Genomic DNA, 20798 nt, shown 5'->3' with positions numbered 1-20798 from the left:
CAGTTAATGACCTATTCTGAAGAAAATTACATCAAAGCCATCTATCATTTATCCTTATTTCAAAAAAAAGGGGTAAATACCAATGCTATCGCGAAAATGATTGAAACGAAAGCATCGTCAGTAACCGATATGATTAAAAAATTGGCAGAAAAAGGTTTGGTAGAATATCAAAAATACCAAGGAGTGACTTTAACAGAAACCGGACTTTATTCTGCAAAAATGATTGTTCGAAAACACCGCCTTTGGGAAGTTTTTTTAGTGGAAAAGCTTGATTTTTCTTGGGATGAAGTACACGATGTCGCAGAAGAATTGGAACATATTAAATCTGAAAAATTGATTAATAAATTAGACGCCTTTTTAGGTTTTCCGACGGAAGATCCTCACGGTGACCCGATTCCGAACGCGAAAGGAGAAATTAAAAAGATAGATAAAAAGTTGCTGTCTGATTTGAAGATTGGGCAGAGATCAATTTGTGTTGGCGTAAAAGATACTTCGTCTGAATTCTTGAAATATCTTGATAAACAGCATATTGCATTGGGCTCTAACTTTGAAATTATAGAAAAAGAAAGCTTCGACGCCTCTCTTATTGTTTTAGTGAATGAAAACGAAATGAATATTTCAAACAAAATTGCAAGCAACCTGTATGTAAAAACAATTTAAAATATGTTTGAATCCATAGTTGAATATTTTCAAAGCATCGATCCCATTTTAGCGGCGCTTTATGCCACGCTTTTTACTTGGTTTGTGACTGCTTTCGGTGCCTCATTTGTGTTTTTCTTTAAAACAATGAACCGTGCCGTTCTTGATGGAATGCTTGGTTTTACGGGAGGCGTGATGGTTGCCGCAAGTTACTGGAGTCTTTTGGCTCCAGCAATTGAAATGAGCGAAGGCGAAGGCTTTACAAAAGTAATTCCGGCGGCCGTTGGGTTTGTGCTGGGCGCTCTTTTTCTCTTTGGATTGGATAAAGTATTGCCTCATTTGCATATTAATTTTCAAGAAACGGAAGGCGTAAAATCGCCGTGGCAGCGAACGACTTTGCTGGTTTTGGCCATCACGTTGCACAATATTCCCGAAGGTTTGGCTGTAGGAGTTCTGTTTGGCGGTGTTGCCGCTGGAATTCCAGAAGCTTCCATTGCAGGTGCCTTGACTCTGGCCATTGGTATTGGAATACAGAATTTTCCAGAAGGAATTGCGGTTTCAATGCCGTTGCGAAGAATGGGAATGAGCCGCACTAAAAGTTTTATGTATGGCCAGTCTTCGGCTTTGGTCGAGCCAATTGCGGGTGTAATTGGAGCTGTTGCAATTACTTTTTTTACGCCAATTTTGCCTTATGCGTTGGCTTTTGCCGCTGGTGCGATGATTTTTGTGGTCGTTGAAGAAGTGATTCCTGAAACGCAACAAGATAAAAATACAGATATTGCAACGCTTGGTTTTATTGGGGGTTTTGTAGTCATGATGATGCTCGACGTGGCTTTGGGTTAATGACAGCCACAATCGTCACCGCCACAACCGTCTGCTTTTTTCTTTTTTTTCCAAAAGAATTTCTTCACTAAAAAAACAGCAGCGGCAATGACTAAGAAATAAGCTATGATTGATTGTATGTCCATTTTACAAAGTTAAAAATAAATACCTGCACCAATGCCAACAAAATTATAAACGGGCGAAGCTATTTTCAAATGTTCATAATTGATGCTCAGAAAATAATTTTCTTTGTGGTAACGACTTTGAATTTTAAAAGCATTTACCGGATTTTGATTGATGCGCGACCATTTTGCAGAAGCACCAAAACTTATTTTCTTGGTCAAAAAATAATCTGTGTTTAAACCATAAGAAAATCCCGCTTTTCTGACTTCGTTTCCAACGTAAGTTGAGCCAAGTGTCCAGCCAAAATTAAATTTTTCAAAACGAATTCGGTCGTAACCGAAGTTGAAATTAAACATAGACAGTCGGTCATAATTTTCGTCAAAAGCATCATATTCATATAATTGACGGTAATCTCCTTCTAAATAAAAATATTGGAAAGGCCGAAATTTAGCTTGTAAATGATTTCCAAATAAAGAACTGTTGCCGTAAAGAATAGTGTTTTCGATATCAAAACGAAGCTGTCTTCTTCCCACAGAATCCATTTCGGTATAATTTCCTTTTGCTTCTTGATAAAAAGGATGGGGAGTTAATGTATTGTATAAATGATCTTCTTTATTGTAATCTCCGATAATTCCATATTTGAAAACTGCAACCGGAATAAAAACTAAAACTTCTCCAAAAAAACCTAAAAAGGGACTGTCATCATTTGATGAAGAAGATGCAGATGCTGAAATTTTTTTAGAACCTGTTGAATTAGTTGTATTCAATTGTGATTTTGAATTCCCTAATTTATTTTGAGAAAACCCTGATAAAAAACTTAAAACTGCCAGTAAAATCAGGGTCTTTTTCATAAATTTATTTTAGTAATTGATAGGCAATTAAAGAAGTGACATACGCAAAAACTGTCATAAAGCCCAATTGAATCATAGGCCATTTCCAAGAATTTGTTTCTTTTTTAGTTATCGCGAGTGTACTGATGCATTGCATCGCGAAGGAATAAAAGAGCAACAATGATATTCCGGTGGCAAAATTGAAAACCTTTTCTCCTGTAACAGGATTTACTTCGGCTTCCATTCTATTTTTAATGGTCAATTCTTCTTCGCTGTGGCTTCCAACATTATAAATGGTGGCTAAAGTTCCCACAAAAACTTCTCTTGCCGCAAACGAAGTTACGACAGCAATTCCGATTTTCCAATCATATCCTAAAGGACGAATTACAGGCTCAATTCCTTTTCCAATGATTCCGATATAAGAGTTTTCTAACTGAAAAGAAGCAATTTCATCTTGTAACACTTCATCGTGAATTTCTTTATTTTGAGGCATTTCAGTAACAATCTGCTCTGCGTTTTCAAAATTTGCTCCAGGTCCGTGTGAACCTAAAAACCAAAGAATTATTGAAAGTGCTAAAATGATTTTTCCGGCTCCAAAAACAAAGGCTTTCGTTTTTTCGATTACGTTTATGGCTACATTTTTAAATAACGGCATTCTGTAATTGGGCATTTCTACTACAAAGTAAGATTTTGACTTAAATTTTAAAATTTTATTTAAAAGATAAGCGGAGAAAATAGCCATTCCAAAACCTAAAAGATATAAAATCATCAAGGTTAATCCTTGTAAATTTATGAAACCTAAGACTTTTTCGTCTGGAATTACCAAAGAAATTAAGATGGCAAAAACCGGCAATCTTGCGGAACAAGTCGTGAAGGGTGTGACTAAAATGGTAATCAAACGTTCTTTCCAATTTTCAATATTTCGAGCCGCCATAATTGCCGGAATCGCACAAGCAGTTCCTGAAATTAAAGGCACCACGCTTTTACCGCTCAAGCCAAATCTTCGCATAATTTTATCCATAAGAAAAACGACGCGACTCATATAACCGCTCTCTTCTAAGATCGAAATAAAGAGAAAAAGGAAGGCGATTTGCGGAATGAAAATAACGACACCGCCTATTCCCGGAATGATTCCTTCTGAAATTAATTCGGTTAAAAGACCGGGTGGCATTGCTGTTTTTGTCCAAGAACTTAACTTGGCAAAAGATTCGTCAATAAAATCCATTGGAATGCCTGACCAAGAAAAAACCGATTGGAAAATAAGCATCAAAATACCGAAAAAGATAAAATATCCGAAGACTTTGTGCATTAAGATTTTATCTAAAACAGCACGAATTCCTTTGGCTTTTGAACTGTCAACAATGTAACCTACTTTTAAGACATCATTTATAAATTGGTATCTTTTTATGGTTTCTTTCTGTTGCATTTTCTTCAGCTCAGAGGCTGGTTTTGCAAAAGATTTTTCTTCAATTTCATTTCGCTGTAAATTTCCAAAATTCACGTCTTGCGTAATAACAAGCCATAATTTGTAAAGTAATTCTTTTGGAAAAGCGTTGCGAAGTCCGTCAAAATAAGCCGGATCAATACTTGACGCATTTAAACAAGGTTTCGTAGAAAGCTCTTGGGAATTGGCAATTAATTCTTTTAAATTATCTAATCCGATGTTTTTTCTAGAACTGATTAAGGCAATTTTGGTATTCAATTCTTTTTCTAAATGAGGAATATCTAGAGAGATTCCCTTAAAATCCATACGGTCTGACATATTAATTGCCAAGATTGTTGGAATTTCAAGATCTTTTATTTGTGTAAAAAGTAATAGGTTTCTCTTTAAATTTTCAACTTCGGTAACCACGACAGCCACTTCTGGAAAATTTGGATCATTTCGATTTAACAGTAGTTCGATAACCACGTTTTCGTCAATAGAACTTGCATTTAAGCTGTACGTTCCAGGTAAATCAAGAATGGTTGCTTTAGTGTTTTCGTTCAGCTTGCAATAGCCGATTTTCTTTTCAACAGTAATTCCGGGATAATTGCCAACTTGCTGTTTCAAGCCGGTTAATTGGTTAAAAACAGAGGTTTTTCCAGTATTTGGATTACCAATTAAGGCAACTTTTAAATTTTTATGGCTCATAATTAAGAATTCAAAATTTCAACACTTATTTCTTGGGCAGTCTCTTTTCTTATGGCAACAAAACTGTCATTTACATTAATATAAATAGGATCTCCGAGCGGAGCAACTTGTAATATTTCAATGGTATTTCCAGGAAGACAGCCCATTTCCAACAATTTTAAAGGAATACTGTCACTATTTAAATCAATGATGAGTGCTTTTTGGCCAATTTTGAGTTCTGCTAGTGTTTCCAAGTCTTAATTTAGATTGAATTTAGATTGCAAAAGTAAGGATTTTATTTTTGGCTATCAGGCGCTGAAATACTAAAAAAGCCTTAAAGTCTTTACTGAAACGATAGTTAATGACTTAGTTTCTAAAAAGTTTTAAAGTTAGCATATGTATATAATACAAAATGCTTGATAAGACCATTTCATCAAACCGATCATATTTAAGATTTAAGGAAGTTGGTTTTTATGGTTTTTGTGCGTTTAATATTCGGTTGATTTTCTGGAATTCCTTGTTTTTTAAAATCAAAAAATCCATAGTCGCTAAAGTATTGTTGGTTTCAGAAATCGTTTGTGATTTTGGGTCAGCTTCGCAAAATTCTAAGAATAAAAGCATTTCGTCTGGTTTTATTTTTAAAGTTTCTTCAAAAAACTGTTGGTTGAAACTGGCTGTTACATAATCAGTAAAGGGCAAAGCAGGCATTGCTTCTTTTTCTTTTTTCTTTTTAAATAATTTTCCAATTTTTTTCCCAATAGCCACAATGTCCATACCATCTGTGATAGAACCCTCATAAATTGTTTGATTTTTTATTGCAGATTGCCCGTCACTGATGTATCTTTTGTTTATAATTTGTTGTAAATAATCTGCTGACCAAGCATCTTCTCTTTCAATGATGACCTCTTCGATTTGAATTGCTTTTTTTTCTAAAGAAACTTTGATTTCAGATTCAGAAATTATTTTTGCGTTGAGCGTAAGACTGTAGGAAGTATATTCAGAGCCATAAAATACAAGTACATCTTTGTCTTTTCCCGTGATTGAAAAGTTTCCAAAATTATCTGAAACCGTTATTTCTTGAGTGGTTTGATTGATGACTTCAATTCCTTTTAAATCAAAATTGTCACTTTTGATATTTCCTTTTATGACTTTATTCGTTTGAGAAAAACTTAAAAAAGAAGTAAATACAAGTAGGAGAGTTAGTAATTTTTCTTTCATCAGAATAATTTTTTATTTACAAGATTGTGTTTCCAAAGTAATTGGGGATGGAGCAAATATGCAAATAATACTAATTGTGAGAATTATTTTATGTTTTATTTGGGTTTATAAACATAGGAATTAAAAAAAATTAGATGATAATTACATGTACTGAAAGAAATATAATCTATTAACAATTGAATAAAAACAACAGACACAAATACTTTTTAAGCTTATTTTATCATTATGGATATTAATAAATTTCTAAAAATTAATTTATTAAAGCATTTGAATATTTTTTCTTTTTTTGAGATAGCGGTGAAAAACTATTCAAAATCAGGATGCATCCAATTAAAAAATGCGGTAAAAGAACAGTGCCAAAAAAGCCAAATAAAAACGGTGAAACAGCCAAAAACCATCCAAGAAACAAATCAACTTTTAAGTGTGCTTTTTTATTTAAAATTTTGGCAAGACCAAGACGGTGCGTCGTAATTAAATTCAATAAAATAACGGACAAACCAATAGTAAGAATGATTTTGCTTTCAATCGATTTTGACTCTAACGAAAATAATGTTGGGGAAAATAATAAGAGTGCGCCAATACTATAATCTACATAATTGTGTAATTCGATTTTTTTTTTGTTTCTCAACTTCATAATCCCTGTCTTTTTTTAAAATTTTATTGTATTGCAAAATTGCAGATTATCAAATGGTTATGTCTTACAGCATTAAGAAAATTGTTTATACAAATTCAAGAGTGGCATCATTGTACCTCTAGTTTTTATAATATAAAAAAGGAATAATATAAGCTTCGGTGTGCTGAATAAGCTTACCTTTAAAAATTATAATCTTAAAAAGAAATATCATGAAAAGAGTACTTTATATAGCAGTTGTAGCGTTTGTTTTTACATCTTGTAGAGACACGGCCGCAGAAAAAGTGGCATTAGACCAGCAAAGAGAATTAGATTCGATTAAAGCGGTCATGAAAGTTGAAAAAGAAGCATTGGCAAAACAAAAAACAGTAGATTCGATGAATGCCATAATTGCTCAAAAAGACGCAGCTGCAGCACAAAGAGTTGCAAATGCTTCTGCAAATAATGCGGCGCCAGTTACCGCAGAACAAAAGAAAAAAGGATGGAGCGGAACTGCAAAAGGAGCCGTGATTGGAGCTGGAGCCGGAGCAATTACCGGAGCAGCAGTTTCTAAGAAAAAAGCAGAAGGCGCAATTATTGGTGGTTTGGCAGGTGCTGCAGTTGGTGCAGGTACTGGAGCAATCATTGATGGAAAAAAGAAATAATAAATCAAAAATAAATTTGTTTATTTTGGGCATTGTAGCAATACAATGCCCTTTTTTTGTGGTGTTTAAATTTTAAAAAAAATTAAAATAGTATCTTCGCTTTACGTGTTTCCAAACTAAAAAATAAGGTCAATGTCAAATCCAATAATTCCTGAAGCAACCATTGTATTTTTAAAAAATCTGAAAGAAAACAATAATAAAGACTGGTTTGATACCAATAAAAGCGAATATCAAAAACAGCTTGAATCAATGGTTTCTTTTGCAGATGGATTGTTGGAAAAATTAAGCATACATGATGTAATCGAAACAGCTTCTGGTAAAAAAAGTTTACACAGAATTTACCGAGATACCCGATTTTCAAAAGAAAAAATTCCCTATAAAAACAACTGGAGTGGCGGTTTTTCAAGAGCTACATAAGAAAGAAGAGGTGGTTATTATTTTCATATTGAACCCGGAAATACGTTTGTTGCTGGAGGTTTTTTTTGGGCCAAATACAGAAGATTTAAAACGGGTTCGTGATGAGATCAGTCGAGATTCTAGCGAGTTGCGAGTTATTTTAAAAAGCAAAGAATTTAAAACTACTTTTGGATCACTGCAAGGCGAGCAATTAAAAACAACTCCAAAAGGTTTAATGCCGATGACAAAGCGATTGATTTGCTTCGATTCAAGCAATTTATATTGGTTAAAAAATTTACGGATAAAGAAGTTTTAGCTCCAAAATTTACAGACGAAGTAAATCTTGCATTTAAAAATATGCGTCCTTTTTTTGATTATATGAGCGAAGTATTGACCACAGACGGCAATGGAAATCCGCTTTAAATGGAGTCCAAAAAAATAATTATAATGACAGAAAAAGAAAAAATGATTTCGGGGCAGCCTTATCTGGCGAATGGAAAAGAACTTTTTACAGAAAGACAAAATGCTAAGGAATTGGTTTTTGAATTCAATAATTCACATCCGAAGGAACTAAAATTTAGATCAGAAATAATAAAAAAACTCTTCGGCAAAACAGAAAAAGGATTTTATATCGAACCCCCATTTCGTTGTGATTATGGCTATAATATTTCTGTTGGAAAAAATTTCTACAGTAATTATAACTGTACCATTTTAGATTGCGCCGAAGTAAAAATTGGCGATAATGTGATGTTTGCGCCAAATGTCAGCATTTTAACAGCTGGCCATCCAATTCATCCCGAAATGAGAAATACCGGAATTGAATATGCATTTCCGATAACGATTGGAAACAACGTTTGGATTGGAGGAAATGTGGTTGTCAATCCTGGAGTTTCGATAGGCAATAACACCATTATCGGTTCAGGAAGTGTGGTCACTAAAGATATTCCAGATAACGTGATTGCAGTCGGAAATCCGTGTAAAGTTTTGAGAGAAATCAGCGACGAAGATAAATTGTTTTATTTTAAAGATAAAAAGTTTTAAAAATGAAACACTAAATTTTAAATCAATTAAATTTTATTCTTCAGAATCTAAAAAGCGAATATCTTCTAATAAACGTTTCACTTCTTCTAATTTAGTTCCGTCATAAAAACCGCGAATTCTCTTTTTTGCATCGACCAAAATAAAATTTTCGGTGTGAACCATATCATATAATTCACTTGAATTTGAGGTTTTTACGGCTAAATAAGATTTTCGGGCAATGAAATAGATGTCTTCTTTTTTACCAGTAACCAAGTTCCATTTGCTATCAATAACACCTTTTTCTTCAGCGTAGGCTTTTAAAACTTCGGGTGTGTCAATATCAGGCATTACGGTGTGTGAAAGTAACATTATGTTCGGATTGTCTTTAATCTGATCTTGTAACCACGCCATATTTTCACCCATTGGAACACAAATGGAAGGACACGTTGTAAAGAAAAAATCAGCTACATATATTTTTCCCTCATAATCTTTTTGGGTGATTGTTTTTCCGTTTTGGTTGGTGAAAGAAAAATCATCGATCGTGTGGTATTTTTTTACATATTGAACAGTTGTATCCACCAGTTCTGGATTCACATCAGCCGGATTGAAAATTTTTAACTTTTTTGATGGTTTTAAGGCAGAATAAAAAAGAGTAAGGATTATTGCAGAAAGAACGAAAAAGATAATAAAGAAAATCCTATATTTTTTAAAAAAGGTAAGCATCTGAAAGGGGTTTTCCACAAAACTACGAACTAAACATTCATTCAGGTTGTTTTTTAACAGTAATTTGATTCCATACCATTATTAACTTTTTAAATTTGTGACTAAACAAAATTTCAACATGAAAGTAGTATTAAATAAAAGTATGCTTTCAATCGCAGCGCTTGTTTTAGCGTCGATTGGAGCTGATGCTCAGGAGAAATCCAAAAATCATGGTATTGAATTGCAATACATGGACAAAAGTGTAAGGCCAAATGATGATTTTTTTCAATTTGTAAACGGAACTTGGGTAAAACAAACAGAAATTCCAAGTGATAGAACGCGTTGGGGAAGTTTTGATGAATTGCGTCAAAATACAGATGTAGATGCTTTGGCAATTTTAAAAGAAGCGGAAGCAGACAAAAAATTAGATCCAAAATCAGATCAGGCAAAAGCAGTCAACTTGTACAAAACGATCTTGGATACTGTGACCAGAAACAAACAAGGTATCACACCACTAAAACCTTATTTGGCTAAAATCAATGCTGTGAAAAATGTAAAAGACATGCAAGCGTTGATGACAGAAATGGAGCCTTATGGCGGTATTGGTTTCTTCGGAACAAATATTGGTTCTGATAGCAAGAACAGTAATAGAAATGTAGTTTCAGTTGGACCAGGAAGATTAGGACTTCCAGATCGTGATTATTATGTTTCTGATGATGCGGATTCAAAAGAAAAGAAAGCAAAATATGAATTGCACGTGGCAAAAATGTTGCAATATCTTGGAGAAAAACCAGCTGATGCAAAAAAAGATGCGGCAAGAGTGGTAGCGATTGAAACAGTAATGGCACAACCAAGATTGGACAGGGTGGAAAGAAGAGACAGAAGGAAATCATACAATCCGATGACGGTTGCTGACTTGCAGAAATTAGTTCCATCATTTAATTGGGATTCGTATTTAACAGGTGTTGGTCTTCCAAAACTGGATACTTTAATTGTTACGCAGCCAAAATACATGACGGCTTTGGAACAAATTTTCAAAGAAAACAAAGTGGCTGATTGGAAAGCGTATATGAAATGGACGTTGTTAAATCAATCAAATTCATTACTGTCAACAGAGGTAGAGAATGCAAATTTTGATTTCTACGGAAAAACATTAACAGGTGCTATCAAACAAAGACCACGTGACGAAAGAGCACTGCAAACTGTAAATGGATCAGTTGGGGAAGCTTTAGGAAAGTTATACGTAGCTAAAAAATTCCCGCCAGAAGCAAAAGTAAAAGCAGAAGGCATGATCAAAAATGTATTTTTAGCTTTTGAGAACAGAATCAATAAGTTGCCTTGGATGACAAAAGCCACAAAAGCAAGTGCTATTGAAAAGTTGCGTAAATCAAGAGTAAAAATTGGATATCCAGATAAGTGGAAAGATTATTCAGCATTGACGATTGTAAGTCCTGAAAAAGGAGGAACTTATTTTGAAAACACAAAAAACCTTTCAAAATGGCGTTATGAAGAAGATGTGACAAAATTGAACAAACCAGTTAACAAAGACGAATGGTTTATGTCGCCGCAAACGGTGAACGCTTATTTTAACCCTTCTTATAATGAAATTGTGTTTCCAGCGGCAATTTTACAACCTCCGTTTTATGATTACAGAGCTGACGAAGCCGTAAATTATGGCGGCATCGGTGCTGTAATCGGTCACGAAATCTCTCACGGTTTTGACGATTCAGGTTCAAGATATAACGCTGACGGAAACTTGGTTGACTGGTGGTCAGCAGAAGATTTGGCACAATTTACTGATTTAGGTGGTGCTTTGGCGGACCAATACAGCACTTTGCAACCATTGCCAGGAACTTTTGTAGATGGTAAATTTACATTAGGAGAAAACATCGGAGATTTAGGTGGTGTAAACGCGGCCTATGACGGTTTGCAATTGTATCTAAAAGAAAACGGAAACCCAGGCTTGATCGATGGTTACACACCAGAACAACGTTTCTTTATTTCTTGGGCAACCATCTGGAGAACTAAAGCCAGAGACGAAGCAATCAAAAACCAAGTGAAAACAGATCCGCATTCACCAGGAATGTACAGAGCTTACGTGCCACTTCAAAATGTGGATGCTTTTTACGAAGCATTTAATATCAAAAAAGGTGACAAAATGTTTATCGATCCTGAAAAAAGAGTTAAAATCTGGTAAGAGAATTGAATAGATAATAAAAAATCCCAAGTGAGAGCTTGGGATTTTTTATTTTTAAATTTTCACAATTATATCGTTCTAATGAAGGAGTCGAAAAAAAAAATATTAAAGTTTTCCAAACTCATATCCCAAACGCTCCAATTTACAGCTGTCAATAATTTTTCCAACAGCAATTTTCTCTTCATCAAACCCGACCAACGGCAATCCTAATAATTTTGCTTTTCCGTTATAATAGTCTTTTCGGCTTGGATGCTCTGGATTTACGACATTAAAAACTTCGTTCCAAGCTTCTTTTTCTATGATTTTTTCAATGCTTCCGATGCAATCTTTTAAGCCAATTAAGTTAATAGGCGCTTCGGGATTTGCAATGCCACTTTTCCCTGATAAGTAATGGACCGGATGCCTGTCTTCTCCGTATAGGCCTCCAAAACGAATACTGGTGGTTTGAAAATTAGTGTTTTTGAATAATAATTTTTCTGCTTCCAACATCTGTTTTCCGCTTTCCGTTTCTGGATTTTCTGGGGTTTCTTCCGTAATATTTCTAAAACTTTCATCGTCATCATATACCGAAGTCGCGCTCACAAACAAAACTTTTGAAACTGAAGATTTTTCAATTTCTGGAATCAAATTTTTGATTTTTGCGGCAAAATTCTCGTTTTTGCCATTTCTTAATTTCGGCGGAATATCCACAATCAGAATTTCGGCATCATGTAAAAAACCAGAAATAGCGCCTTCAATTCTATCAGAAATTGTAATCAAATAAGGATGCAGTCCCAAATCCTCCAGCATTTCAATTTTCTCTGGAGAAGTCGTTGAGGTTTTTAATTCGTGGTTTTTTGCTGACAAAGATTTTGCCAACGGCAAGCCTAGCCAGCCACAGCCGAGAATGCTAATTTTGGACATTTATTTTTTGATTTAATGGTGCTTGCTTCAGGCTGTCTGAAAGTTGAACCGGAATAATTTCTTCTTTAAAACTTGGCTTTATTTTCTGTCTTACCACAACGGCATCGTTTAAAACAAAAGGTGTCGGCATCATCCAGTTTTCTCTTTTTGGCACGCTGAACATCGTATTGGAAATCAGGTCAAAAGAAGCTTCCATCAATTCCATATCTAAAACAGCTTTAGCATCTACACTGAATCGAAGTTCTAAAGGTTCGTTGTCCGTCACATAATAACTCAATATTTTTCGGCCATTTCGCTTGAAGGCAGATCCTTTTTGGTTGATATGTTTTACGCCATTCGTTCTCAAATTATGAAAGGTCAAGTTTTCGTGGGCAAAAATATCATAACGATTCACTTTTCGGTTCGGACTGATTTTTATTGTCAAATACCGTTGGTTTCCAATAACAGAATCACGCAAAAATCGAATCGATGGGCCTTCTAAATCTTTAACGGGAGCAGGAGCAGAATATGTAAATTTTGAATTGTATTTGCTGAATAAATTATAAGGCTCAAGTGATTTGGCATCACCCGGATTTTCGCCTAAGAAATTCTTGGTCCAGGCATCTAAATTTTCGTCATACGTCACCCACAATCCTTTGTGGGTATCGTTGTCAAAGATATACACCAAGCTGTTTGGCTTGGCTTTTCCTTCTTCATAATGAGCGCCTAAATGCGCTTTGATGAAAAAGCCTGCCGCAATCAAAAGCATTGCCATTGCCCAATTTCCCTTCTTAGGATAATAACCAAAAACAGGAAGCAGCAATGCAAAAACCAAAGCAGCCAGAACAGCGCTTCCGGCCAGCATTTTTAAACCCAAACCAATGGGAAACATCACAATAAAAGGAACCAAAATGATAAAAGCCGGAATCGCTAAAATCAAATTCAGGAGCCAATTGGTCTTTTGCGTAATCACAAAATAAGCCAACATCAGAATGCTGCAGAAAACCGGAATGATAAAAAAGCCGGCACCAGGAAGGTAAATTGCCAAGCCGATATTGATTAAAATCCAAAGAAAAATGGGTGCGACTGCATAATTCATGGACTTATTTTCAAAATAAAATTTCTGGTAGAAAGCAAAGCAAACCGCCAAGGTGACAAATGTAAAAAAGGCAATATACGAATGTCCGTTATAGGTGAATCCGTGTAAAATATCTTGGTATTGCGGATAAAAGACCTTGAGCGTTTTCCATCCTAAAAAAGCGACAGCGCCAGAAATTAAAAGAGATCCAAAAAGAGGTATAAAGCCACGGCCGATTTCTGGGATCGAAAGCGTTCTCTTACCGATTCCGATAAACACGAAGAAAATAAAAAGAATTCCGGCCACTAGAACGAGCCACAAATTCCAAGAAAACGGATAGCTGATAAAAGCAAAAGGCGTGTTGAAATAGACATAATCTTCACCAGAATCAAGCGATGCCAAATTTGCATTGGCAAAATAGTGCAACAGCGGCATGATGTAAGTTCCTTGGTGTTTTAACGTTTTTTGGCTCAGATGCGCCAAATCATCTTGTTGCGTATGATAGTTGAAATGATCGTCAATAAAAGCAAAATTGAAGCCCTGAATTTTTCCTTCTTCTCTAAAAACGGTCAGATCGGTATCATTCGGAAGCATTTTGTAAATGCTATACATCAAAGAATTTGAAACCGGAAAACCAGGATTGGCGTTCGTGAATTCCTGAACCATTTTCGCATTTCCTTGGTTGGTTTCCATCAGCATATACGATGGTCCTGCCGTGCCGCGCGCTTCGAGGTTTAAAACCACACCTACGTCTTTTGCCCATGGATGCTCGGTTACAAAAAGGGCGGCGCCATTTAAGCCCAGTTCTTCGCCATCGGTAAATAAGATGATGATATCGTTTTTGTTCGCCGATTTATTGGCTAAAAAAGCACGTACGCTTTCTAAAATTGTTGCAATTCCGCTGGCATCGTCGCTCGCGCCAGGCGATGCGGAGTGTGGCGCGCTGTCATAATGAGATAACAGCATAACGGCTTTTGAAGAATTTGAACCTTTAATTCGGGCTAAAATATTTTTTGATTTCGAAAGGTTTCCCCATTCGGTAAGTGAAAAACCTTCCTGGGTAGAAGTTTCCAGGCCCATTTCTTGCAGTTCTTTTTCAAGATAAGAACCCACCTTTTTATGATTGTCAGAACCCACATAATGAGGTTCTTTTGATATTTCTGCCACTTGCGTAAGTGCCCTTTTGGTCGAAAATTCTGTTAAAGGGGTGTTTTCTTCATTGACGTTTTGGGGCATCATCAAAAAGAAAACGCCATAAATAATGGCTGCGCTCAGCAAGGCAGAAATTAAAAAATTATAACTTTTTTTCATTAGTCGTTTCGATTATTTCGTGGTATTAAATATCTTTTCTAACTAAAACATAATATTCGTTTTCCAAGGCCATATAACCTTGATCGTACAAAAAATAGTAGGTATTTCCTGTTTTGGTGTGCAAGATGCTTGTAAAAAACTCAAAATCAAAACCTTTGCTCAATAATTTTGACCGAGAAGTTTTTGTTTTTCCTTCCACATTTATTTCTGATAAAATTCTGTAATTTTTGCGCAGCTTGTTGTTAATGTTGCGCATTAAATTATTTGAATCTTTGTTTATTTTGTTATTATATGCGTTTCTACAGCCATCGCTACAGAACTTTTTGTCCTCGCGGCCCATTATTTTTTCCTCACATTCCAAACACGATTTTGGCATAATTTTTATTTTTTTGGAGTGGCACGAGCATAGCAAATTGGCGAAGCAAATCGTCGTTTTGTTCTTGTTTTCCATTTTCCTGCTGTATGCACTATCTTTTATTCTGAACCCCAGAACAAAAGGATGTTTGCAACCATCAGGGCTATTTGAGAAAGGTCATTTTTGATTTGATATCTTTTGAACCTTTGTGTTAAAACTTCAAAGGATTAAAAAATAAAATCAAAATTAAACTTCCTTTTCTTACACAAACATATATAAATTTTTCAATTACAGCTTTTTAATCTTATATAAATCGTGTCTTCTGTCTTTCAAGATTCGAACGCTTCCTTGCTCGTGCAGTTTTTTCAGCATATCAAGATCGACATCGGCAATCAGCGTCATTTCGGTATTTGGTGTCGCTTCGGCCTTGATTCCATTACTCGGAAACGCAAAATCAGATGGCGTGAAAACCGCCGCCTGAGCATATTGAATGTCCATATTGTTGACTCTCGGCAAATTCCCGACGCAACCCGCAATCGCCACATAACACTCGTTTTCAATGGCACGCGCCTGAGCACAAAGCTTTACGCGGGTGTATGCATTTTGCGTATCGGTTAAAAACGGAACGAAAAGAATTTCCATTCCTTCATCGGCCATCAATCTTGACATTTCTGGAAACTCAACATCATAACAAATCATAATTCCAATTTTTCCGCAGTCGGTATCAAAAGTCTTGATTTCTGAACCGCCTTTCATTCCCCAATATTGCACTTCATTAGGCGTAATATGAATTTTGGTGTACATTTCTGAAGTTCCGTCGCGCTTGCACAAAAAACCTACATTATATAAGTTGCCGTCTTCGGTGTAAGGCATGCTTCCGGTGATAATATTGATGTTGTAAGCAATGGCAAATTCTTGAAATCTTTTTCGAATCGGTTCGGTGAAATGTGAAATTTCTCGAATCGCATCCGCTTCATTCAAATGGTTGAAATCGGCCATTAACGGCGCAATGAATAATTCTGGAAAAAGCACAAAATCACTTCCATATCCCGAAACTACGTCGACGAAAAATTCTGACTGTTCAAAAAGAGCTTCTAAATTGGCCAACGGACGCATCTGCCATTGTACCAATCCCAGTCGGATGACGCTTTTTCGAGCATTGATTAATTTTGGGCTCTTTTCATAATAAATATTGTTCCATTCAAGTAAAACCGCATATTCTTGAGAACTTACATCGCCTTCAAGATAGTTTTTCATAATCTTCAAAACGTGAAAATCATTGCTCAGCTGAAAAGATAAAACCGGATCGTAATATTCTTTCAGCCGTACTTTGTCAATATATTGTTTTGGCGTGATCTCTTCTGCATATTCGGAATATTTTGGAATTCTTCCGGCAAATATGATCGATTTTAAATTTAGGGTTTCGCACAATTCTTTTCGGGCATCATACAATCTTCTTCCCAAGCGCAATCCGCGGTATTCAGGATCTATAAAAACATCAATTCCATATAAGACTTCGCCTTCGGGATCATGAGTGGAGAACGTCGAGTTTCCGGTAATTTTTTGATAGGTGTGATTGGAACTCGCTTTTTTATAATTTACTAAAAGGGAAAGTGCAGAACCGACAACTTTGTCATCGACCAAAATCACCAATTGCCCTTCTGGAAAAATGGATAATAAATTTTCAATTTCAGATTCTTCCCAATACGACTCGTCAAGTTCGCAATAGGCTTTTACCATCGAATTTTTTAGCTGTTTGTAATCTTCTATCTGTAAATTTCGGAGTTCTACTTTATTGATTTCCGTTTGCATAAGATTTTATTTTCCTGAAAGTTACGCAATTTAATTTCCGTTTGCAAACGGTTACAATCAATTACAACCGAAAGTAAACGTATATCAACCGAATAGTTTTTTGAAACCGCCACATCTTTGCACTGTTGATTTGAAACAATTATTGCTTTGAACAACAATGTAATACTAACATAAAATTTAAACGCCATGAGTACATTAAAAAACAGAGTTCAATTAATTGGAAATGTAGGAAACGATCCAGAAGTAAAAATGTTTGAAGGAGGAAAGAAAGTTGCCAATTTGACAATCGCTACCAACGAAAGTTATCGAAATGAAAAAGGTGAAAAAGTGGAACAAACCGAATGGCATCGAATTGTGGCTTGGGGAAAAACGGCTGAAATCATCGAAAAATATGTTGGCAAGGGAAAAGAAATTGCCATTGACGGCAAACTGACGCACCGAAGTTATGACGACAAAAACGGAGAAAAGCGATTTATAACGGAAGTTGTCGTGAATGAAATCAATTTGTTAGGAAGTAGATAAAACTGTAGTATAATTATATTTGCCATTTAGATTATTTAAAAACCATCTGATTTCCCCAGATGGTTTTTTTTGTATACATAAAAAGGCACTGAATAGTCAGTGCCTTCCTAATTAACAACCTAATTAACAACAATTATAATGCGGGCAATAAAACCTGATCAATTGCGTGGATCACGCCATTTGAGGATTGCACATCAGTTGCAATGATATTTGTTATTCTATTGTTTGCATCGGTAATTTTTGCACCTCCAGTCAAACCAATTGTAATATCTTGTCCTTGGAATGTAGTTACATTGCCGGCAGTTAAGTTTGTAGACAATACATTGGCACCTGTAACGACATGGTATTTTAAGGTGTTTTCTAAAACTTCTTGCGGTACGTCAGCTAGACCTGATAAGTTTAACTCTGCTAATAAATTTACAAATGCCTCATTTGTGGGAGCAAATACGGTAAAAGGTGAATTTGCAGTACCTGAAAGAATTCCTGCAAAATCAGGTTGGTCTTCTCTTGTTAAAGCCTGTACTAAAATAGAGAAATTAGGATTTGCAACCGCATGGTTCACAATGGTAGGCAAAGCCAAAACTCCATTGATTACATGAACTACTCCATTGCTTGCCTGAACGTCAGCTGTCACCACACTTCCTCCGTTGTTTGAAGTCCCTCCGTTAAGAACAACACCATTACCAGTATTTACAAAAAGACTTAATGTATTTGTTGGAGAAGCACTTCCTTTTGCTAAGGTTTTAACATAACCCGTATTTAAAGCAGAAGCTGTAAGCTCTCCGGCAACAACATGGTTTAATAAAATTTCTTTTAAAACATTCGTCGGAACCGCATCAAGATTTGCAAAACCATTCGCTTGCAAGAAGGCCGTAAAAGAAGCATTCGTTGGAGCAAAAACGGTAAATTCTTGCGAGCCGTCTAAAGTGGCAACTAAATCAGTTTTTTGAAGCGCTTGGACTAAAATGCTTAAGTCTGCATTATTTGATGCAATAGTAGCAATTGTATTTTTAACTGGTGGAGTTGTGGTGCTGTCATCATCGCTACTGCAAGAAACAAATGGCAAAGCAATTAATGCCAAGATGCTGATTTTTTTGATTAATTTTTTCATGTGTTTATTTTTATGGTTAATTTTTGTAAATACTAAATTAGCCTAAAAATACATTTTGTTTAGCAATATTATGAAAACATTAAACATTGTTAATCACTTTTTATGCCGAAACATTGTCTGACTTACTAAATGAACATGAAAAGGTTAGGTGATCAGTAAATTAAGTGCTTAAAATAAGTGGAAAGATTGTAATGCTCAGAATAAAAAATAAAAGAGTACAGAAAAACAATTTTCCTGTACTCTTTTAAACAGTTCTAAAACTTTATAAAGTGAAACAATAGCGCTTGTTAATCAGAAACATCTTCAAATTTCCGCATTGCAAATTCTTTCCTTTTTGAATCGTAATAGCTTAAAATATAATAATTTTCAAAAGGAAAAACAGCAGGTAAGTCCACGTTATTCTCATTTAAAAATTGTGAGATCAAATCTACAGCCAAAACATTCTGTTGCTTCATTTGGTGTACAAAATTTGTATCAAACAAAGCTTCAAAATAATTAGACTGAAGCGTTCCTTCATTAAAAAAGGAGCTGACATCGCCACCAGATCCCGTGCCGATCATGGCCGCTCCAGCGGTGATTCCAATTAAAATGTTTCCCGTTGTATTGACGTTTCTGACACCGCCAACCGTCAGCATTATCGATTCGGGTGTTTTGTACACGGAAAGTCCAATTTCTGAATTTGCTACTCTTTGGAGAAACTTCTTGATACTTTTAAGGGCTTTTCCGCCTTGATTTCCGGTTTGTGTAAAAAGGGGCGAATTTCTAAAGGAGATAGTGTCTTTTGTATCGGCATAATACTTTTTAATGGTTTCTTCCGAACTTAAATCTACGGCAGCAAGTGCCAATTCTTCCGCATTTGTTTTTAACTGATAAAGTTTGTTTTGATGGAAGTAAGAATTTGATTTGCCTGATTTTACTAAAATTTGCTGTGGAATAAGCTGCTCATAAATTGAAAAGCTATTTAAATCAATTTGCAAAACTTGTGTTCTTTCTGAAGAATCAAAAGTCAAAATCATTTTGTTTCCTTCCACAAACATTTTTGATTTGCCAACAGTTTCAAATAGAGGATTTAAAGCTTTCGTATCAATCATTTGTAAACCATTTTGACGAATTAATTCCGTAAAGGAAGTAGCTTTTCCTTTTTCATCCACAAATTTATAGGCAGAAAAATCGATGGCTTTTTCGTAAAGCTGTCCTTTCCGCAAAGCATAAATTTTAAGAGATTCTTCTTTTTCAGGAAGAGCCAAAATGTAAAAAAAATTGTTTTCGCTAAAGGTATTTAGGATTGTTTCGCCAGTAAGGCGTAATTGAAAATCAGCAACTTTGGTGGTTTTGTTTTCCAAATCAAATGTCACCGATTGCAATTTTTTAAAATCTTCTGTTGCCCAATAAACATTTGGGTTTCCATTGTTTTCAAAACTGTATCCCGCCATAAATTCATACTCTTTGTCAGGACGGCTTATGGATAGGCTATCAGAAAAAAATAGAAATTTATTGTATTTTAAAACGGTTAATGTTTCCTTGTCTGATGCAATTGCAAAAATCTCTTTCTTTAAATTGACCGCATTTAAAATCTGATGATTTACTCGAGATTTCCTGAGTTCTAAAGGATGTGAATTTAATAAAGTCTGACCAATGGAATTCGTAAAAGTAGAAAGAACAAAAAGCGCAAACAGTAATTTTTTCATAGCTACATTTTTATTTTCTTGCTCAAAAACAATACCGCAAGTTTTAAGAATCCATAAACTCCTGAAATTTAGCAAAAAATTCGCAGACATGAAAACCATCCATCAAACCGTGATGTACGTGGACAGAGACCGCCATAGTTCTTTTCCCGTCTTCGGCAATCATCATTTTTCCAATGGAAATCTTGGGGCAGCTGTCAGGGAAAGTGAAACTCCGGGCGTGCGAAAGTGAAGTAAAATCAACCCAGGGAACTGCTGAAAAATGAATCAGATTATCGGCTTCAAAAATTCTGGTAAATAAGCCAGTGGTGTTACGGACTCTTTCGATTTCTTCTTTAGAAATTTTTTCAAAAGTTTCAAAATCGGTAGAAAAAGGCATTAATGAAAAGCCAAAAGTGTTGTCATCACGCGTCAATGTTGCCGAAGCGTCGATTCTGTCGTAAATAAAAATTTCGTTGTTTTCAATTCGGTATCTGAAATTTTTAACAGCGTTTACCGCAGAAAGCGTTTTGTGAAGGTAATATAAAAAAAAGGAAACTCCGTTTTTCTTGGAAGTTTCATACGCTTTTGTGCAATCGATATGGGCTACGATTCCAAAAAAAGGCTCTTCAAATTTACTGAAAAATTCAAAGTGTTCCTTTCTGGGCCAAGTGTTAAGATCTAATTTTGTTTTCATAGTAACCCCAGATTATTTGATCTTTTTTAAAATC

At 35.3% G+C, this 20798-nt stretch carries 21 protein-coding genes and 1 pseudogene; 8 read left to right on the top strand and 14 right to left on the bottom strand.

Going from position 1 to position 20798, the window contains the following annotated elements; genetic code table 11:
• Positions 1 to 6: 6 nt before the first annotated feature.
• The gene (locus EG849_RS00885) at positions 7 to 660 is read left to right on the top strand and encodes a metal-dependent transcriptional regulator (protein WP_125011197.1); all 654 of its coding nucleotides are present in this window, start codon (positions 7 to 9) and stop codon (positions 658 to 660) included.
• A gap of 3 nt (positions 661 to 663) precedes the next feature.
• Positions 664 to 1482 (top strand): ZIP family metal transporter, encoded by an 819-nt coding sequence (locus EG849_RS00880; RefSeq protein WP_125011196.1) that lies wholly within the window; start codon positions 664 to 666, stop codon positions 1480 to 1482.
• On the opposite strand, the gene EG849_RS00875 is transcribed toward EG849_RS00880, so the two are convergent.
• The 6 genes from EG849_RS00875 to EG849_RS00850 form a co-directional block, all read right to left on the bottom strand.
• Entirely contained in the window at positions 1479 to 1607 is a 129-nt protein-coding gene (locus tag EG849_RS00875; RefSeq protein WP_125011195.1) for a FeoB-associated Cys-rich membrane protein, read from the bottom strand. The genes EG849_RS00880 and EG849_RS00875 overlap by 4 nt on opposite strands.
• A 9-nt stretch (positions 1608 to 1616) precedes the next feature.
• Positions 1617 to 2435 carry a hypothetical protein gene (locus EG849_RS00870; protein ID WP_125011194.1) on the bottom strand — a complete coding sequence of 273 codons (819 nt, stop codon included), beginning with the start codon at positions 2433 to 2435 and terminating at the stop codon, positions 1617 to 1619.
• Between the two features lie 4 nt (positions 2436 to 2439).
• Positions 2440 to 4545: a ferrous iron transport protein B gene (gene feoB, locus EG849_RS00865; RefSeq protein ID WP_125011193.1), complete on the bottom strand. Its 2106-nt coding sequence runs from the start codon at positions 4543 to 4545 to the stop codon at positions 2440 to 2442.
• Between the two features lie 2 nt (positions 4546 to 4547).
• Positions 4548 to 4778 (bottom strand): FeoA family protein, encoded by a 231-nt coding sequence (locus EG849_RS00860; protein ID WP_125011192.1) that lies wholly within the window; start codon positions 4776 to 4778, stop codon positions 4548 to 4550.
• A gap of 217 nt (positions 4779 to 4995) precedes the next feature.
• Complete coding sequence (locus EG849_RS00855; RefSeq protein WP_125011191.1) at positions 4996 to 5742, bottom strand: hypothetical protein; 747 nt, start codon at positions 5740 to 5742, stop codon at positions 4996 to 4998.
• Positions 5743 to 5992: 250 nt separating this feature from the next.
• Complete coding sequence (locus EG849_RS00850; RefSeq protein ID WP_125011190.1) at positions 5993 to 6376, bottom strand: SPW repeat domain-containing protein; 384 nt, start codon at positions 6374 to 6376, stop codon at positions 5993 to 5995.
• A 209-nt stretch (positions 6377 to 6585) separates the two neighbouring features.
• Between EG849_RS00850 and EG849_RS00845 the strand changes: the two genes are divergently transcribed.
• The 4 genes and pseudogenes from EG849_RS00845 to EG849_RS00835 all read left to right on the top strand — a co-directional run bounded on the left by EG849_RS00845 (position 6586) and on the right by EG849_RS00835 (position 8454).
• Positions 6586 to 7017, top strand: coding sequence for a glycine zipper family protein (locus EG849_RS00845; protein WP_125011189.1), 432 nt, complete (start codon positions 6586 to 6588; stop codon positions 7015 to 7017).
• A 132-nt stretch (positions 7018 to 7149) separates the two neighbouring features.
• Entirely contained in the window at positions 7150 to 7434 is a 285-nt protein-coding gene (locus EG849_RS15800; RefSeq protein WP_233581729.1) for a DUF2461 family protein, read from the top strand.
• A pseudogene (locus tag EG849_RS16045) lies at positions 7409 to 7836 on the top strand (DUF2461 family protein). Before EG849_RS15800 ends, EG849_RS16045 begins: the two are co-directional and overlap by 26 nt.
• Before the next feature lie 24 nt (positions 7837 to 7860).
• Entirely contained in the window at positions 7861 to 8454 is a 594-nt protein-coding gene (locus EG849_RS00835) for a sugar O-acetyltransferase (protein WP_317125173.1), read from the top strand.
• A 33-nt stretch (positions 8455 to 8487) separates the two neighbouring features.
• On the opposite strand, the gene EG849_RS00830 is transcribed toward EG849_RS00835, so the two are convergent.
• Positions 8488 to 9156, bottom strand: a complete 669-nt coding sequence (locus EG849_RS00830) for an SCO family protein (protein WP_125011188.1) — start codon at positions 9154 to 9156, stop codon at positions 8488 to 8490.
• A gap of 118 nt (positions 9157 to 9274) precedes the next feature.
• On the opposite strand from EG849_RS00830, the gene EG849_RS00825 reads away from it, so the two are divergent.
• Positions 9275 to 11332, top strand: a complete 2058-nt coding sequence (locus EG849_RS00825; RefSeq protein ID WP_125011187.1) for a M13 family metallopeptidase — start codon at positions 9275 to 9277, stop codon at positions 11330 to 11332.
• A gap of 105 nt (positions 11333 to 11437) precedes the next feature.
• On the opposite strand, the gene EG849_RS00820 is transcribed toward EG849_RS00825, so the two are convergent.
• From EG849_RS00820 to EG849_RS00805, 4 genes are all read right to left on the bottom strand, one after another.
• Entirely contained in the window at positions 11438 to 12235 is a 798-nt protein-coding gene (locus EG849_RS00820) for an NAD(P)H-binding protein (protein ID WP_125011186.1), read from the bottom strand.
• A complete protein-coding gene (locus EG849_RS00815; protein ID WP_233581726.1) occupies positions 12222 to 14603 on the bottom strand; it encodes a M28 family peptidase in 2382 nt (793 codons plus the stop codon). The genes EG849_RS00820 and EG849_RS00815 overlap by 14 nt, the downstream gene beginning before the upstream one ends.
• Before the next feature lie 25 nt (positions 14604 to 14628).
• On the bottom strand, positions 14629 to 14979 hold the full coding sequence (locus EG849_RS00810) for a hypothetical protein (protein WP_125011185.1): 351 nt from the start codon (positions 14977 to 14979) through the stop codon (positions 14629 to 14631).
• 267 nt (positions 14980 to 15246) lie between these two features.
• Positions 15247 to 16770, bottom strand: coding sequence for a carbon-nitrogen hydrolase family protein (locus EG849_RS00805; RefSeq protein WP_125011184.1), 1524 nt, complete (start codon positions 16768 to 16770; stop codon positions 15247 to 15249).
• A 186-nt stretch (positions 16771 to 16956) separates the two neighbouring features.
• Here EG849_RS00805 and EG849_RS00800 point away from each other — a divergent pair, with 186 nt between their 5' ends.
• Positions 16957 to 17292, top strand: a complete 336-nt coding sequence (locus EG849_RS00800; RefSeq protein WP_125011183.1) for a single-stranded DNA-binding protein — start codon at positions 16957 to 16959, stop codon at positions 17290 to 17292.
• Between the two features lie 133 nt (positions 17293 to 17425).
• Here EG849_RS00800 and EG849_RS00795 read toward each other — a convergent pair whose 3' ends face one another.
• From EG849_RS00795 to EG849_RS00785, 3 genes are all read right to left on the bottom strand, one after another.
• Entirely contained in the window at positions 17426 to 18403 is a 978-nt protein-coding gene (locus EG849_RS00795; protein ID WP_125011182.1) for a fasciclin domain-containing protein, read from the bottom strand.
• A gap of 287 nt (positions 18404 to 18690) precedes the next feature.
• Positions 18691 to 20091 carry a hypothetical protein gene (locus EG849_RS15690; protein ID WP_199732242.1) on the bottom strand — a complete coding sequence of 467 codons (1401 nt, stop codon included), beginning with the start codon at positions 20089 to 20091 and terminating at the stop codon, positions 18691 to 18693.
• Positions 20092 to 20134: 43 nt separating this feature from the next.
• Positions 20135 to 20764: a chloramphenicol acetyltransferase gene (locus EG849_RS00785; protein ID WP_125011181.1), complete on the bottom strand. Its 630-nt coding sequence runs from the start codon at positions 20762 to 20764 to the stop codon at positions 20135 to 20137.
• Positions 20765 to 20798 lie beyond the last annotated feature (34 nt).

The sequence above is a fragment of the Flavobacterium macacae genome (genome assembly GCF_003865365.1).
GTDB lineage: Bacteria > Bacteroidota > Bacteroidia > Flavobacteriales > Flavobacteriaceae > Flavobacterium > Flavobacterium macacae.
This window is presented reverse-complemented; position numbering and strand designations above follow the sequence as displayed.